This window comes from Terracoccus luteus (genome assembly GCF_003635045.1).
In the GTDB taxonomy this organism is placed as follows: domain Bacteria; phylum Actinomycetota; class Actinomycetes; order Actinomycetales; family Dermatophilaceae; genus Terracoccus; species Terracoccus luteus.
Genome location: NZ_RBXT01000001.1, coordinates 2339413 through 2356014 on the forward strand (window position 1 = coordinate 2339413; position 16602 = coordinate 2356014).

Sequence of the window (16602 nt, forward strand, 5' to 3'; positions counted from 1 at the left end):
CGCTTTACTGCTTCTGACAGCAACGGAAGGTCATGAATGACAACACAGCAAGGTGGCCCGGCGGCGCCGGTGACGGCATCGGATGCTGAAGGTTTTGCCGCCGTATGCGCCTTCGCCCGCTTGAACCTTCGTGATGCCCTGGACCTCATCGCCGTTCACGCCGAACAGCCTGTCAGTGGCCTTCAGCCCAGGGCGGCTCTTAACTGGGCCATCGTGGTCGCCGGGATCAGTTCTTGGGAGCGCTTCGTCGCTGACCTAGAAGGGCTGGCGGCTTCAGGTGTGATTCAACGAGGGGAGGCCGGGGTCCTAGTCGACCCCTACAAGATCGGAACACACGTCGGAGGGTCAAGTTTCCACCCCCGCGAGACTGGTGGCCGCCTCCGCAAACTTGGCTACCTGTCGAGCGCAGACCTGATCGACCGCTGGGTGGTGGACGTACCCACAGGCTGGAAGGGGGCATACCCCGGCGCCTGGGAGCGACTTGCATCTGCGACAAAGGTGGATTGGGGGGCGGAGGACTACCTCGAGTCGGCGATCCTGGTTCGTAACGCAGGAGCACATCGAGCCTCGCATGCACTGGCGGAGCTGTTGGCGCGAAGGGATCTGCCATTTCTCGACAGCGATGCGAAGTCGACCACGATCCAACACGGGTACGCCCGAGGCGTAGTCGCGCTGGTGCTGCAGGTGCTTGACTCTACGATCGTCGCGATTTGCTCTGACAAGGGATGGTCCACGGCTTCGCGAATGCCGCCCGAGTGGTTTGCGGGAAAGCCGCAAGGTAGGGGCCGTCATGAGGGCGTGAACTTCTGGCGTCGCCAACTTCCCCGGGCGTAGGCCATGGCCACGTGTTGATGCTAAGTGCAATTGAGCGACTGAGAAACGAAGCCAGTGGAAGCTTGGATTGCGGTGGTTGGAACGCTCGGAGGGACTGCTTGGGGCGGTGCCATCTCGTGGTTGTTGCAACAAGCGGCGGAGCGCCGCAGACTCGAGGAATCACGCGGCACATTGCGGCGAGAAGCGACCATTGAGTTCTTGGTCTCCGTGCACACCATGTATCTGGCGGTTGACAGTGTGCAGCGACAGATGTCGGCGCAGGGGTTTGACCCGAGACTCGCCACACGAGACCTGCGAAGCATCGATGCAGAGCGAGCACAAAACGCCTTGGAGAGTCTGCGACTGATCGCAGGCGACAGAGTGGCGGCACGGGCAGCCTCGCTTTGGTCGCATATGCGACGAGAAGACGTTCCTACGAGGGGTGAGCCAAGCAGGCAACTTCAGCGTCAGTGGAAGTCTGAGTACTGGCAGCGTCGCCGGGCGTTACTCGATGCCGCCCGTGTAGACGCAGGGCTTCCCGAACTGGATTGGGAAATGGCAGGCGTGTCGTCGACCCCACCCCAGCCCCAATCCCCCAGCACGAGTTGAGGCAACCGGTCAGACGTTGAAGCGGAACGTGTCATGCGGACCCGCGCTAGGCACAGAAATCAGCCGTCAGCCGTGTGACCTGCCCAAACACCGTTGGCGAGCGTTGGCGACAGTTGGCCTGGTTCGAGCGTCTTGCGGACTGCCTGCGGACTGATTTGCTGAGAGGGCTGTGGTGGCAACGAGGGAGGCGCCCCGTCCTGACGGGGGCTGTGGCCTGCGCCTTCAGGCGACGCCGCCCTTCGGTCGATCACGGTCCCGGCGGTTCGGCAGATATTCGCGACGTCAGGAGCGACGGGTCGACGCCCAGTCCCTGGATCGCGCGCTTCAGGCAGGTAGGTACCCTCCGAGCGTGATCACAGGTGAACTCAAGGGCAAGATCGACCGCGTATGGGATGCCTTCTGGTCGGGCGGCATCAGCAACCCTCTCGAGGTGATCGAGCAGATCACCTATCTGCTGTTTGTCCGCCGCCTTGACGATCTCCAGACCCGCAAGGAGGCGCAGGCCAGGTTTAGCGGGAGCATTCAGGACCCGGTCTACCTGCCGGGCCAGAGCCACTTGAGGTGGTCGCACTTCAAGAACCAGGACGCCGAGGTCATGTTCCAGACCGTCGGCCAGCAAGTCTTCCCGTGGCTCCAGCAGCTCGGCAAGCAGGTCAACGGTGGTGACCACTCCACCTACTCCGACCACATGAAGGACGCCCGGTTCACGATCCCGACACCGGCACTCTTGTCGAAGGTCGTTGACATGCTCGACGACGTGCCGATGGAGAAGCGCGACACCAACGGCGACCTCTACGAGTACCTGCTGAGCAAGATCGCCTCCTCAGGCACGAACGGCCAATTCCGCACCCCGCGCCACATCATCGAGCTCATGGTCGCAATGACGGCACCGCAGCCGACTGACGAGATCTGCGACCCTGCCTGCGGCACGGCCGGCTTCCTCGTCGCCGCCTCCGAGTACGTCCGCGAGCAGCATCCGTCGATCATGACCGACGCGCAGCAGCGAAAGCACTTCCACCAGGGCATGTTCCACGGGTACGACTTCGATAGCACGATGCTGCGGATCGGCAGCATGAACATGCTCATGCACGGCATCGAGTCCCCGGACGTCCGCTACCGCGACTCGCTGTCAGAGGGCGCCAGCGGCGACGCCGAGAAGTACTCCCTCATCCTCGCCAACCCGCCCTTCGCTGGCAGCCTCGACTTCGAGTCGACCGCCAAGGACCTGCAGCGCGTCGTCAAGACAAAGAAGACCGAACTGCTCTTCCTCGCCCTCTTCCTGCGGCTGCTCAAGCCTGGCGGCCGCGCCGCGGTCATCGTCCCCGACGGCGTGCTCTTCGGGTCGAGCACCGCCCACAAGGCGCTGCGTAGGGCACTCGTCGAGGACCAGAAACTCGACGCCGTCGTGAAGCTCCCCGCCGGAGCGTTTAAGCCGTACGCCGGCGTGTCGACCGCGATCCTGTTCTTCACGAAGACCAACAGCGGCGGCACGGACCACGTGTGGTTCTACGACATCCAAGCGGACGGGTGGAGTCTCGACGACAAGCGCACCCCCCTCCTGTCGGAGGACAAGCTCGGGTGTATGCCACTGGGCTCGCTCTCTGTCGAAGACCACCACCGCAACAACCTCCCTGACGTCCTCCGGCGCTGGCAAGCAATGGAAGAGGAGAAGGCGCGCGAGCGGACTGAGCAGTCGTTCCTCGTCTCGAAGGAGGACATAGCCGCCCAGGGCTACGACCTGTCCCTCAACCGGTACAAGGAAGTCGTCCACGACGACGTCGAGCACCGGGAACCGGGCGAGATCATCGCGGACCTCGAGAAGCTGGAAGCAGAGATCGCCGAAGGTCTCGCCAACCTCAAGGCCATGCTCTCGTGAAGTCGGTCACGCTCGGCGAGCTCGCGACGTTCACCAATGGCGGGACACCTGCGCGCAACACACCAGCGTTCTTCGACGGTGACATTCCGTGGATAACAGGCGCTGATATCGACCTGCAGGGCCGAACGTCGGCACGGTCATTCATCACGTCGGAGGCCGTGCGAAAGTCCGCCACAAACCTTGTGCCCGCCGGCACGGTCCTCCTTGTAACGCGAACGAGCATTGGCAAGGTTGGCGTCTCGCGTGAGCCACTCTGCTTCAGTCAGGACATCACAGCGATTCAGCCAGACAAAGCGAGGTTGGATCGCGACTACCTCGTGCACTTCCTGCGAGCGAACGAGCACCATTTCGCGTCGCGTGCTCGCGGAGCCACCATCAAGGGAGTTACGCGTGAAGCCGTGACTTCGCTCGAGGTGCCACTGCCACCGGTCGGGGAGCAGCGGAGGATCGGGGCGATCCTGGATGAGGCGGACGCGTTGCGCGCCAAGCGCCGCGAAGCCCTCGCCCTCCTCGACGACCTCACCGAGTCCATCTTTATCCAGGCCGTGACGTCGCCTGCGGCGGACGCCTGGCCGGTCGTGACTGTTGCGGACGTCGCCGGCCAGGAAAAGGGTTCCATACGAACCGGCCCGTTCGGCAGTCAGCTGCTCCATAGCGAGTTCGTCGAAGAAGGCGTAGCAGTGCTCGGCATCGACAATGCTGTCAACAACGAGTTCCGCTGGGCAGATCGGCGATTCATCACGACAGAAAAGTATCGCTCCCTCCGTCGTTACACCGTCCACCCTGGAGACGTGCTCGTGACGATCATGGGAACGTGCGGTCGATGTGCCGTCGTGCCGGAAGACGTCCCGCTCGCCATCAACACCAAGCACCTATGCTGCATATCGGTGGATCGTGCGAGGTGCCTACCTGAGTTTCTCCACGCCAGCTTCCTCTGGCAACCAGTGTCCCGCTCTGCCCTAGCACGCGCTACCAAGGGCGCCATCATGGATGGCCTGAACATGGGACTGATCAAGGCCATGCCGCTGCGACTTCCTCCCATGGATGTGCAGGTTGAGCTGGTTCAGAAGATCAAGTCCGTCGGGGAGAATCGCGCAGTACACACGCGGTCTGTCACGGAGCTGAATCAACTCTTCATCTCACTGCAGGCGCGGGCGTTTGCGGGGCGGTTGTGATGCTTCACGTCGGGATCGATCTGGCATGGAACACAAACGCCCGAACCGGGCTTGCTATTGTCGACAGCGGGGGTGCACTTGTTGAGTCGGCGGGCGTTCGCACCGATGACGAGATCGACGCGTGGCTGGCTCCCCACGCCGGTTCCCTGGTCAACGTTGCGATTGACGCGCCCCTGATCGTCGTCGACGAGAGCGGGATGCGCCCGGTTGAAAAGATGCTCAATCAGACATACGGCAGGTACGACGCAGGCGCCTACCCAGCGCGCCGGTCTGATCCGTCCATGAATCCTCCAAGGGGCGGCAGTCTGGCCGCGCGCCATGGTTGGAACATCGATCCAGCCCATGGCTCTTCGCCGACGAGTCCGGGCTGCATCGAGGTCTATCCCCATCCCGCCATGGTGGGTCTCATGTCTCTCGGCAGGACTCTCAAGTACAAGAAGAAGCACGCCATCGGAATACGCAAACCGGCGTTTGTCGAGCTGATGGAGCGTCTAGAGGCGATCGAGCCGCTTCGCTTATCGGAGAACCCCCGCTGGGCCGAACTGCGCGCCGTCGTGGATGGTGCGTACACGATGGGAGCCTTCAACAAGATCGAGGACGAGGTCGACGCCATACTCTGCGCGCACCTCGCTTGGCTCTGGCACACGGATCGTTCCACGCTCCAGGTCTACGGAGATGTCGGGACCGGGTATATCGTCGCGCCGCCGCCGCCGAATCACCCGCCTAGTCCGCGCACCTCCGTGTCGAACCCAGCCCAGCCGCATACGGCTGCGTCGTTGCCGTCGATGACATTTACCGTCGACGGAGTGCCGGCCACGTTCGCAACGGGCGGCGAGCGGCCGTGGCGCCAGGCAGTCAAGGCCGCGGCAAGCACAGCCATGGGGACGAAGCCCGCGCTCACCGGACGGTTCGCGGTCGAGATCGACTTCGTGCTGCCGGCACCAACGATCAAGGGTCAGGGCTGGGACCTCGACAACCTCATTAAGCCGACGATCGACGCGCTCGGCCCGGTCATCGGGATTCGTCCGGGCAACTGGACTAGCGAACAGGCCGATGACGAGCGAGTGGACCGCCTCGTGGCGTCGAAGCGGACCGTCACAGAAGGCGAAAAGCCATTGGCGACAATCACTGTCAGTGTCGTGCGCGACATTGATTAGTTCGCCATGATGGGCACACGTTCACGGGGGAAACAGGGATGAGCACGAACTTCGACTTCATCGGCACCGAGTGGCCGGAGATCCACGCGGACTGCGTCCGGGCCGAGGGCTACGGCCGCACGGACCCACGCTCGAGCGTCTTCTACGCGCGCCGCGTCGTCGAGCAGATCGTCCGGCACATCTACGTCGTCGAGAAACTTCCCGAGCCATACAAGGCTGATCTTGCGGCGCGCATCTCGGACGCAGGCTTCAAGAAGATCGTCGGCCCGCAGTTCGGGAGCAAGGCGGACCTGATCCGGCGCGTCGGCAACACCGGCGTACACGAGACCAAGGTCATCTCCGAGATGACCGCCCTCAACTTGCTCCGCGAACTGCACCATGTCGTGGTCTGGAGCGCGTTCCGCTACTCGACCGCGCCGGACAGAGTGCCGACGTCCGCGGCATACGACCCGTCGCTTATCCCCGCCCCGCAGGCGGCGGGCGCCGAGGCACCGCTGTCGACCGCCGAGCTCAACGCACTACTCACCAAGTTCGCGGAGAAGGACGCCGCCATCGAGGCGGAGCGCGGGTCGAATGCGTCCCTTCAAGCCCAGATCGTGGAGCTGCGCGCTCAGATCGCCGCGGCCCAGGCCGCGAAGGTCCACACCGTCGACGACCACAACTACGACGAGGCGGCCACCCGTCAGCGTCTCATCGACCTCTACCTCGGCGAAGCCGGGTGGGCGCTGGACCAGAAGCGCGACCGCGAGTACCCGCTGACCGGGATGCCGACACCCGGCGGGACGGGTTTCGCCGACTATGTGCTGTGGGGTGGCGACGGGCTGCCGCTAGCGGTCGTTGAGGCCAAACGTTCATCGAAGGACGCGACGGTCGGCCAGCACCAGGCGCGCGCCTACGCGGACGCGCTCGAGCAGATGACCGGCCAGCGCCCCGTGATCTTCTACTCCAACGGCTACGAGCACTGGCTTTGGGATGATGCCGCGGGTTACCCGCCGCGGCAGGTCTCCGGCTTCTTCACCAAGGGCGACCTCGAGCTGATGGTCCAGCGACGTCAGTCGCGCCTGCCGCTCGCGGGAGCACCCATCGACAAGGAGATTGTCGGACGTCACTACCAGCTGCGCGCGATACGAGCTGTCGACGCGGCCCTCGAAAAGAATGAGCGTGAGGCGCTGCTCGTCATGGCGACCGGCTCCGGAAAATCCCGGACCGTCATCGCCCTCGTCGATCAACTCATGAAGGCCAACTGGGTCAAGAAGGTCCTCTTCCTAGCCGATCGGACGGCACTCGTGAAGCAGGCCGCCAACGCCTTCAAGACACACCTCGACCACGTCGCGACGGTCAACCTGCTCGACGACAAGGTCAGCGAGGCCCGCGTCTACGTCTCGACATACCCGACGCTGATGGGCCTGATCGACGAGGCCCACGAGGGCGTGCGGAAGTTCGGCCCCGGATACTTCGACCTCATCGTCATCGACGAGGCGCACCGCTCGGTGTACCAGAAGTACCGGCACATCTTCGACTACTTCGACGCGATGCTCGTCGGGCTGACGGCGACCCCGAAGGACGAGATCGACCACAACACGTACTCGCTCTTTGGGCTCGAGGACGGGGTGCCGACGGACGCGTATTCGCTCGACGAGGCCGTGGCCGAGGGGTATCTCGTGCCGCCGGTCGGGGTGTCCGTGCCGCTCAAGTTCATGGATCGAGGCATCAGGTACGACGATCTCCCTGAGGACGAGAAGGACCAGTGGGACTCTCTCGAATGGTCTGAAGAGGGGGAGATCCCCGACTACGTCGACCCGGAGAAGCTCAACCGATTCCTCTTCAACGCCGACACCGTCGACAAGGTGCTGGAAACTCTCATGAAGAAGGGGCACAAGATCGCTGGAGGCGACCGGATCGGCAAGACGATCATATTCGCCAAGAACCAGCGGCACGCCCAGTTCATCCAGCAGCGCTTCGACAAGGCTTACCCGTGGCTCGAGGGCACCCACGCACAGGTCATCACCAGCTCGGTCGAGGGAAACGACCGCCTCATTGAGAAGTTCGCGACGCCCGACGCCGAGCCGCACATCGCCATTTCCGTCGACATGCTCGACACCGGCATTGACGTGCCCGAGGTTCTCAACCTCGTCTTCTTCAAGCTCGTGCGGGCGAAGTCAAAGTTCTGGCAGATGATCGGCCGCGGCACTCGGCTGTGCCCTGACCTCTACGGGCCCGGCGAGGACAAGACCAACTTCTACGTTTTCGACTTCTGCCAGAACCTCGAGTTCTTCAGCCAGCCGGAAGCCGGGTCCGAGGGCTCGATGCAGAAGTCGCTCTCGCAGCGGCTCTTCGAGGCCCGTGTCGCCCTCCTGCTCGGGCTCGAAGGCCACCCGGCGGCATACGACGGCGCTGGTGACGGCACCGAGTCCGTCGGAGGCCTGCGAGCAGACACCGCCGCCTACCTGCGCGAGGTCGTCGAAGCCATGAACGTCGACAACTTCATCGTCCGACCCCAGCGCCAGTGGGTGGAGCGGTACAGCACACCCGCCTCATGGAAGAGGCTGACTCCTCAAGCGGCCGGCGACGCGGCCATGCACCTGGCCGGGCTGCCGTCTGCGGTCACGGACGGCGACGAAACGGCCAAGCGCTTCGACCTCATCATGCTTAGGACCCAGCTCGCTCAGCTCGACGACGACCTCTTCACGGCCGAGCGACTGCGCCGAACGGTTCAGGACATCGCCGGCTCACTGCTGAGCCAGACCTCAATCCCAGCTGTGGCCGCGCAGACGGAGCTACTCGAGAACCTGTCCACCGACGAATGGTGGGTCGACGTCACCCTGCCCATGCTTGAGCTCGCCCGCCGGCGGATGCGTGGGCTCGTCGCCTTCCTCCCAAAGGCCCAGAAGAAGACGGTGTACACGGACTTCAAGGACGAACTCGGTGAGCAGTCCATAGTCGAACTGCCCGGCGTGAGTGTCGGTACCGACTGGGAGCGGTTCAAGGCAAAGACACGGGCGTACCTGAAGGACCACGAGGACAACGTCGCACTGCAGCGACTCCGCCGGAACCGGCAGCTCACCTCGTCGGACCTCTCGGCCCTGGAGCAAGTGCTCGTCGAAGCCGGTGCCGCCCAACCGGACATCGACAAGGCGACCGAAGAATCCCTCGGACTCGGACTCTTCATCCGCTCACTCGTAGGGCTCGATCGGGAAGCAGCCTCCGAAGCGTTCAGCGCCTACCTGGAGGATGGGAAGTACACCGTCGACCAGATCCGCTTCGTCAACCTGATCGTGGAAGACCTCACTGCGAACGGTCACATGGCAGCCGCGCGCCTCTTCGAGTCGCCGTACACGGACGACGCCCCGCAAGGGCCGCTCTCGCTGTTTCCCGAACGAGATGTGGAGGGCCTAGTCACGATCCTCAACACCGTTCGATCAAACGCCGCCCCAGAGAGCTCGATCGCCTGAGATGTACGCCGACGACTGGACCCTAGACCTGGGCCTGCAGGTTGCGGACGAACCGCCACCACTCACGACCGCACAAGGAGCCAAGCGATCGGTTTCCGGCATGGTTGATGAGTGCATCGAGTCAGGCGCGGCTACCAGTCTGGATGACCTCATCCGTCAGGTGTCGAACTTCCGCCAGTACCGTCTCTTCAACGCGCTCCTGGCCGTGCTCCAACTCCCGAACCCCCGCCTGCTCCTCCCCGCCCACGAGTGGGCCAGCCGATGGCGGAGGACAATCCGTCCTGAACAACGCCCGCTAGTGCTTCTGCTCCCCAACGGGCCCGTGATGTTCCTCTATGACGTGTCCCAGACGGAAGGCAACACAGACTCCCGGTCACTCCCTGCTGCCTTGCAGAACCCGTATGCCATGAAACACGTTCGGGACGCCGACTACGCACTCTCGTGGCTGAGCAAGAACGCCAAGCATGATGGAGTTCGGATCACCGAAGGACGACGCGGACAGTCGTCAGCTGGCCACATCAAGCGATCACTATCCGGCCAGAAGATGCGCGTGGACTCCCGCGACGGTCAGGTGGTCGCCGAGATGGTGACCGTGAGATTTGAGTGCATGCTCAACCAGTCGTACTCGGAGACGGAAAGGCTGGCAACACTCGCCCACGAACTTGGCCACCTGTACTGCGGACATCTGGGCAGCGGCGCGGACGACTGGTGGCCCACGCGCACCGAACTCAGCCATGAGCAAGACGAGTTCGAAGCCGAGACCGCAGCGCAGCTCGCTTTCAGGCGGATCGCGCCGGCTGCCAAACTCCCGGACCATCTGGATCAGTACAACATCGACGAGAATCGGATCGACGCAGACTGGGGTGCAATCACGCGCGCTGCGGATCGCATCATCGCCATGTCTCAAGGGTCGAGCCCGAAACGCCGCTGACCTTTGGGCCCACCAGTTGGACGGTTGGCGACCCCACAGATATCCCCCAGTGAGACCCCCAGAATTTTCTCCCGTGTGTTTCAAGGCCCCACCATCCGCACCGGGGGGTGGGTCGTGAAGAAGTGGGAAGGGGGGCCCAACCATCCTTCGCCGGTGGAAGATTGCCCGGCAGGCTGCAGTCCATTGCTAATGCTCAGGCGTGCGGTCCTGCGACTCGACGACCGGCCGTCGAATTCAATATCCCCTGCACGGAGGAGAGCGACCAGCACACTCCCCCGCGGGCCGTGGGCACGCCCTCATCCGTGAGGCGCTGGGCGATCTGCTTCAACGTGCTGCCGTTGGCCCTGTCCAGCACGATTCGCTCAACGACGTTCAGCGGGACGCTTCTTGGCCGGCCGACATGAACGCCTTCTGCACGGCGTTGAGCCATGCCCTCCCGTGTCCTTGCTCCAATGAGATCACGCTCGTACTCGGCAGCGGCCGCAAGCACATGCGCCGTGAACTTGCCGGCGGGATCCTCGGTGTCGAGGTTCGGGGACAGCAGAACGATCCTCCAGGACCGCTTCTTGGCGCGTGCGAGCAGCCCCGCGAAGTCGGCGACGGACCTGGACACACGGTCAAGACGCACCGCGAGGAGGGCATCCGCTCCCCCACTGTCCAGTCGTTCTAGTGCGGACGCAAGGCCAGGGCGCCTCAGGTCCTTAGCACTGAATCCCTCGTCGGCGACCACCTCGCAGTCCCAACCCCGGCGCAACGCCTCCGCACCTAGGGCAGCCCGCTGGGCATCCACACTCGCGCCTTCGGTGGCCTGCTCGGCCGTCGACACACGAACGTAGGCCAAGGCGAGAGGACGAGATCGGGCGATGCGCGTACGTGCCATGTCCGGAGCATGCTCCTCGGTTTACGAAAAGGAACCCTTTTCGTAAAACGACCCTGCGTCGCAGCTTCAGGGAACACTGCGCCGGCGTGCAGTTCCACGGCCTCAACCGTGTCAGGTGCGCATACCGACCCGCTCCCCCAGCGGGATGAGCGAGTATTGAGCCGTCCACCGGCGGTGAGTGAAGCGGTTTCAGACGCCGTCACCAAGCGAAGCGCGCCTTGCGGCCCAACTCGGGCTCGCCGTCCTTGGGCGGGTGCACCGTGTACCCGAGCGCTTGCAGTTCTTCCGCGGTCTCACGCGCCATCGCCCGAGCTACGGCGCGCGCTTGGATCACCCTGAACTCCGCACGCCGCTCATCGACCGCTGCCTTCCACCCCGCGACCTCGTCAACCCCACACTCGGTGATGAGGAACTGGATCACGTCTTCGAGGTCGGGCCGGAACCGGCTTCCCCCGGTTGGCAGGTGGAGTGCTGACATGTCGTGCGCCTTGGCGCGCCGAGTTCGCGTCAATAGGTGCGAGAGCGTGCCCCGTTCGGCGTGCACGTGGATATGTGAGTGCGGAGTCGTCCGCGCCTCATACTCGTACTCGAACCGGATCAAAGGGCTACGGTCCTTGGTCGAGACGATCCAGAACTTTGACCCGTCTACCGCGAGGTATCTCCCCGTGCTGTCGGGCCTGCACGAGTAGGTCACCCGAAGCCACGCGAGAGGCACACCCCTGACGTGCAACGGGACCCCGCCACGCTCCCGTCCGTTCTCGTCCAGGGTCTGCCCGTCCGGCCGGATCCAGAGCTTCGACCCCAGCACCGAAACCCGCATGTTCGGGGCTTGCGGGAGGGTTCTGCGCAAGAGGCCACCAACCTTGTCCGCGAACGAGCGGGCCTCGGACTCGAGCCACGCTTCAGGCTCATTCATCGAGGAGATAACCGAGTTCCTCAACCTCGGCCCACGCGACCCACTCCTCGCCGACCAACTCACCGGCCGCGGCCATGCGCCTCAACTCGTCGAACGTCAGGCCGAGACGGGCGAGGATGGCATCTATCTGCGCGCGCAGTTCGGCCCGAGTGGGGTGGTCGATTGCGGTCATGCACTTACGGTAAGCCCAAGGTCCGACAGCGCAGGTTGACACGCTCATCGGCCACGACTGCGCGGTGGCGCGGATCCGAATAGCCGCAGAGGCTACCGAAGCGTCAGCAAGAGTCTTATCCGGCGTCACACCATGCGCTGGGCTCGTGTACCGCGGATGAACGCGTAGTCGCTCTCTTCCTGTGGGGTCATCGCGATGATGTTGATAGGCGGGCTCTCGTCGTCCCACGCGCGTACCGACCGGATCGCCTTGATGTCCGCAGGGTCTTGGTACAAGAGCAGGACGTCGAGGTCAGCCGGCGTGAGACTCGTCAGGACCGACCCGAACACCCACAGCTCGACTCGTGGGTGCCTCCTAACGACTTGGCATAGTCGATCGAGCTGTGGCCAACCTCTTAGCTCTCCCACGGGTCCCGCAGCGAGGACAGGAATTCTGGGAAGGTCGTGATCTCGACCCCGGCGTGAGAGACGGCATCAAGCGTCGCACGTGAGAATCCATGACAGCTTGAGTTCGTGTTAACAAGGGCATCAACATCGATCTCGGGGTAAGCCTCGATGAGGCGGTAGACCTCCTCCTGGGTGACTTCGTACGGGTTCAGGGTGATGATGACCAAGTTCCGCAGGCCGCCCGGTCGCTCAATCTCGTAAGCGTCGTACCCGACGCGTCGCCAGGCCTCGATGTTGCGGTTGATGCTCAGCCGTCGTTGGACATACTCGTGGTTCTTTGACTTGTAAGCTCCGACGTCTGGGAGGCGGCCTAACGCGTCCTGCAGCGTGCCGAGCCCGCCGACTGCGATGCCGAGCGCGTCAGCCTTGGTGTATGTAGGGCTAGTGACGGTTGTGGCCTTGGTCACGACGACGAACTGGATGTCAGCCATCTCCTCCAACGCGGCATCCAGATCGTCGGGGGTGAACACTCGGGCGATGTTGGGCTCAGCACAGTAGATGGCCGCGGGCGGGAGGTCTTCGCGGATCGCCCTGAGGCTGTTCGGTCCTTCAGTGATGACTTCGGTAACGCCGGTGGGGCGTCCGTAGTTGTCCTCGTGTAGCCGCTCGCCAATCCAGTCGCATAGAGTCATTCATCGTCCTTAAGGATCTCGTCCATTCCTTCCGGGAACCTAGAGGTCCCAGTCGCATAGTCGCCCAGAACATGACGGGCGGCAAACTCATCCTGATGCAGGGAGAACTTGTCCGCGGTGGACCGCTCCTCGGGTGTCAGCAGGTGTCGGTTAACCGCGAGGGCGCGAACGAGCTTCGCGTTATTCGGCACCAGCCGCCGAACAGCGTGGGTACGCCACTGGTGCGCGCGATCGTCGGAGAAGTCATCGTCCAAGGGGCCGTAGGTTTCGAAGATCGTTTGGTTCTCGGCGATAACCGGTTCGATGTAGGCGCGCGCGGCCTGCCTGTCCAAGAACCGGGGGGTGCCCAGCGCCCGCTCAAGGTCGCTTCGGTGCCCAGCCTTCCATGCCCGCATCAACTGCACCGGATGGTTGACTGGGTCCTTATCAACCCAGGTATGGCAATTGGCGCACAAGACCGCGATGTTGGAGTGATGGGCCCGGTCTGCCTCCGACATCTGCTCCTTAGGGACATCCCGGGCGCCGCCGGTTGTAGCTGCGACTATGTGCGCCATCTCCGCGAAGTCAATGTCACCATCGTCAGGGAACAGGAAGCTCCGGCAGTCCGGCCGCTGGCAGTACCCGCCAGACTCGGCCCAGAGACGCCGCTTGGTCTCGGCCTTCAGCGTTAGCCGATCGCACCGGTTGGGGTCCTTCTGCTTTCCTTTAGTCGCCACTGACCGATTCTGCCCCAGATCAACCAGCGACGCTGACACCCTGCGCCGGGGTCCCCGGAAGCAGCTGTGGTGGGTGCAAGTCAGGGCTAGTGCGCTCGCTTCGCATCGGCATGTGACCACTCGCAAAGCATCCGGAGAAGCAGCACGTGTCATGAGTAGAGGGCTCGGAGTTGGCGGACAAGGCTCCGACTTCGCCCCCAGGTCGTTAGCTGCTGCACACTTCTTCGGGCGTGCGCGCGCGTTAGGGCGCCGCAGAAACCACACCCACATGGGCCAGTTCGACGATTGCCCCGGCATCGAAGTCCAGCGCCCTTAGAGGTCCAACGCCCCAAGGGTCTACCAGTTCGCTTGCGTAGAGGTCGAGGTTCTTTGCCTCGTTTCGGTACTTCGTGACAGTGGCGCCATCGAACGCAGAAGGCATGAGCGCGTCGAGCCACAGTTGCCCCAACATCGCTCGCACATGGTTCGCCGGCTTCGAGGCAATCAACTCACCGACGGCGACCAGCGTCTTCTGCCGAACGGAGCCCACGGGGGTGCCGAACCGGCACCGGTGGAAGTATCTCTCCGCCAAGGTCCACAACCTCGTAGGACTGAGTTCCCCAACGGATGCCACGCCTTCCTCCTCGAGGCCGCGGCGTCGGAGCTGCAACTCGTACCGAAGTCGGTCCTGGTTCTCGAGGGCGTGCGCAAGCCTCTCCTGCTGCGCGTGCGAAGCAACGTCTGAGGAAGCCCCCTCGCGCGAACCCGCATAGAGCGCTGAACGGAGGTACAGCCTCGCCTGCCACCGCCCCGTCTCGCGATAAAGGGTCTGGACGCCAGGAGACTTGGAGGACATGTAGCCGTGCGTGGCCGCTCGCTGCGCCGGTACACGGGCGAGTCCTGCGAGGTGGGCGTTCGCCTGGGTCACTCCCTGGAAGTCACGGACGACGTCCAGACGCATAAGGGTGAGGTCTTCGGGCTCGCACTCCCATTGGACGTGCTCGCCCACGAGGCCCCACAGATCCTCGACCGCTGACTGCACCTCTGCAACGGGAGCCGCGACGGTGTTGTCCCCATAGAGAAGGTTCGGGACCGAGCACTCCAGCATGACCTCGGGCCGTCCGCGCCAGTGGTCGGCACGAATCATGACGCCGTCCGCGACCCACACCTCAGCCGAAGTCTCGGTCTCATGCGCCGCACCCGTGACAACGTCTATATCCCGCCGGATGCGCTGTCTGGGCAGCGATCCCAGGGTGTCCGGATGGACTCGGCCTCGAAGGGCGATGGTGTCGACACCCACCGTGCCGGACTGGGCAGATTTTGGGGTGTTCCGCTGCCTGTCAGTTGGCGCAGTGGGCCCGAGCGTGTCCGGCATCAGCGAGCCACAGCACCGTCAGCGACGCGACGGCCCTCAAGCCAGGTGCTCACGTCATCCGACGCATACAGCACACGCCGCCCGACCTTGAAGCCCTGTGGGCCGGTGCCGACGTGACGCCAGTAGCGAACCGTGGCAGGCACGGTGCGGCAGAGCGCGGCGACCTCATCGGTGGTCAGGAGCGGAGTGTTGAAGGTGGACTTGAGTGCAGTGTTCGAAAATTCGTTGCTCACGTTGGTAGGAACGCGGGACCGCCGAAAAGGTATCACTTTTGACCCGTTATGTGATCCAGATCACATGGATTGGGCCAAAAGCGTGTACTCGCTAACATGTGCGCACCTGTACGCTTCTCCCTCGCCATCCGGATGCCGGTACGATCCAATCGACGGAAGGCGGACAATGGCCAGCATCACGAAGCGCCCCAACGGCAAGTGGCGGGCTCGGTACCGAGACGAGAGCCAGCACGAGCACGCTCGCCACTTCGAGCGAAAAGTCGATGCCCAGCGATGGCTCGACTCCGTGACAGCCTCCATCGTGCGAGGTGAGTACGTCGACCCTCGGGCGGGAGCGATCAGCTTCATGACGTTCTACGACTCGTGGGCAGAGCGTCAGGTGTGGGCTACTGGAACTAGAAGACCCATGGACTTGGCCGCAGGGTCCTTCCCAGACGTGCGGCTGAGCTCCTTGCGCCGGTCCCACTTCGAGGGGTGGGTCAAGGCAATGACCGAACGAGACCTGGCCCCCGGAACCATCAAGACCCGAGCCCAGAATGTACGTTCCGTGCTTCGCGCTGCCGTCGCGGACCAGGTGATCCCTCGTGACCCCAGCATCGGCGTCACGCTCCCCCGCACTCGCCGCAAGGAAGCGAGCATGTCCATCCCCTCGACCGAAGTCGTGGGGCGCTTGTTGGAGCGATCCGAGCACTCTGCCTTCATCGCCGTTTGCGCCTTCGCGGGGCTTCGCCTTGGCGAGGCGGCAGCTCTGAGGCCGACCGACATCGACGCAGAGAGGGGCGTCCTCTCGGTCACTCGACAGGTTCAGCGGGAGCGCGGTGGGTCCGTCGAGATCAAGTCACCAAAGGCTGGCTCGGAGAGAGTTGTGTTCATCCCTGACAGCCTGACTTCGATGCTGCTTCAACTCGTGGACGCGAAAGGTCGTACGGAGTGGCTGTTCGCCGACGACGGCGAGAACCCGCCCCACCAGAACACTGTCGGTCACTGGTGGCGGACGGCGTGCAAGCGTGCTGGCGTCTCCTACCGACTCCACGACCTCAGGCACTTCTACGCAAGCGGACTCATCGCCGCCGGCTGTGACGTCGTCACGGTGCAACGGGCGCTCGGACACTCCAAGGCAACGACCACGCTCGACCGCTACTCGCACCTCTGGCCCACCGCCGAGGACCGAACCCGCAAGGCGGCGGCTGAGCTCCTTGCGGACTCGTTGCGGACCACGAGGAAGCTACACGCCGTCTGA

Annotated in this window: 15 protein-coding genes; 7 read left to right on the forward strand and 8 right to left on the reverse strand. The window is 63.7% G+C overall.

The genetic code is table 11. The features are described 5' to 3' along the window. Positions 1-36 precede the first annotated feature (36 nt). The 6 genes from DFJ68_RS18275 to DFJ68_RS10590 all read left to right on the forward strand — a co-directional run bounded on the left by DFJ68_RS18275 (position 37) and on the right by DFJ68_RS10590 (position 10013). Positions 37-834 carry a hypothetical protein gene (locus tag DFJ68_RS18275; protein WP_170165744.1) on the forward strand — a complete coding sequence of 266 codons (798 nt, stop codon included), beginning with the start codon at positions 37-39 and terminating at the stop codon, positions 832-834. A 937-nt stretch (positions 835-1771) separates the two neighbouring features. Next, a complete protein-coding gene (locus DFJ68_RS10570; protein ID WP_121033029.1) occupies positions 1772-3298 on the forward strand; it encodes a type I restriction-modification system subunit M in 1527 nt (508 codons plus the stop codon). Continuing rightward, complete coding sequence (locus tag DFJ68_RS10575) at positions 3295-4473, forward strand: restriction endonuclease subunit S (protein WP_121033031.1); 1179 nt, start codon at positions 3295-3297, stop codon at positions 4471-4473. Before DFJ68_RS10570 ends, DFJ68_RS10575 begins: the two co-directional genes overlap by 4 nt. Then, the gene (locus tag DFJ68_RS10580; protein ID WP_121033033.1) at positions 4473-5630 is read left to right on the forward strand and encodes a DUF429 domain-containing protein; all 1158 of its coding nucleotides are present in this window, start codon (positions 4473-4475) and stop codon (positions 5628-5630) included. Before DFJ68_RS10575 ends, DFJ68_RS10580 begins: the two co-directional genes overlap by 1 nt. 38 nt (positions 5631-5668) lie before the next feature. After that, positions 5669-9082 (forward strand): DEAD/DEAH box helicase family protein, encoded by a 3414-nt coding sequence (locus tag DFJ68_RS10585; protein WP_121033035.1) that lies wholly within the window; start codon positions 5669-5671, stop codon positions 9080-9082. 1 nt (position 9083) lies between these two features. Then, positions 9084-10013, forward strand: coding sequence for an ImmA/IrrE family metallo-endopeptidase (locus DFJ68_RS10590; RefSeq protein WP_121033037.1), 930 nt, complete (start codon positions 9084-9086; stop codon positions 10011-10013). 193 nt (positions 10014-10206) lie between these two features. Here the strand turns inward: DFJ68_RS10590 and DFJ68_RS10595 are convergent, their stop codons facing one another. From DFJ68_RS10595 to DFJ68_RS10630, 8 genes are all read right to left on the reverse strand, one after another. After that, the gene (locus tag DFJ68_RS10595) at positions 10207-10893 is read right to left on the reverse strand and encodes a recombinase family protein (protein ID WP_121033039.1); all 687 of its coding nucleotides are present in this window, start codon (positions 10891-10893) and stop codon (positions 10207-10209) included. Positions 10894-11092: 199 nt separating this feature from the next. Next, the gene (locus DFJ68_RS10600; protein WP_121033041.1) at positions 11093-11809 is read right to left on the reverse strand and encodes a hypothetical protein; all 717 of its coding nucleotides are present in this window, start codon (positions 11807-11809) and stop codon (positions 11093-11095) included. Then, positions 11802-11981, reverse strand: a complete 180-nt coding sequence (locus tag DFJ68_RS10605) for a hypothetical protein (RefSeq protein ID WP_121033043.1) — start codon at positions 11979-11981, stop codon at positions 11802-11804. The genes DFJ68_RS10600 and DFJ68_RS10605 overlap by 8 nt, the downstream gene beginning before the upstream one ends. Before the next feature lie 125 nt (positions 11982-12106). After that, positions 12107-12310, reverse strand: coding sequence for a hypothetical protein (locus DFJ68_RS10610; protein WP_121033044.1), 204 nt, complete (start codon positions 12308-12310; stop codon positions 12107-12109). Positions 12311-12375: 65 nt separating this feature from the next. Next, entirely contained in the window at positions 12376-13059 is a 684-nt protein-coding gene (locus tag DFJ68_RS10615; protein ID WP_121033046.1) for a hypothetical protein, read from the reverse strand. Next, a complete protein-coding gene (locus tag DFJ68_RS10620) occupies positions 13056-13775 on the reverse strand; it encodes a hypothetical protein (protein ID WP_121033049.1) in 720 nt (239 codons plus the stop codon). The genes DFJ68_RS10615 and DFJ68_RS10620 overlap by 4 nt, the downstream gene beginning before the upstream one ends. A gap of 241 nt (positions 13776-14016) precedes the next feature. Next, on the reverse strand, positions 14017-15054 hold the full coding sequence (locus tag DFJ68_RS10625) for a hypothetical protein (RefSeq protein ID WP_147431562.1): 1038 nt from the start codon (positions 15052-15054) through the stop codon (positions 14017-14019). A gap of 74 nt (positions 15055-15128) precedes the next feature. After that, positions 15129-15362: a helix-turn-helix transcriptional regulator gene (locus DFJ68_RS10630; protein WP_211333336.1), complete on the reverse strand. Its 234-nt coding sequence runs from the start codon at positions 15360-15362 to the stop codon at positions 15129-15131. Positions 15363-15528: 166 nt separating this feature from the next. Between DFJ68_RS10630 and DFJ68_RS10635 the strand changes: the two genes are divergently transcribed. Further along, complete coding sequence (locus DFJ68_RS10635) at positions 15529-16602, forward strand: tyrosine-type recombinase/integrase (RefSeq protein WP_121033053.1); 1074 nt, start codon at positions 15529-15531, stop codon at positions 16600-16602.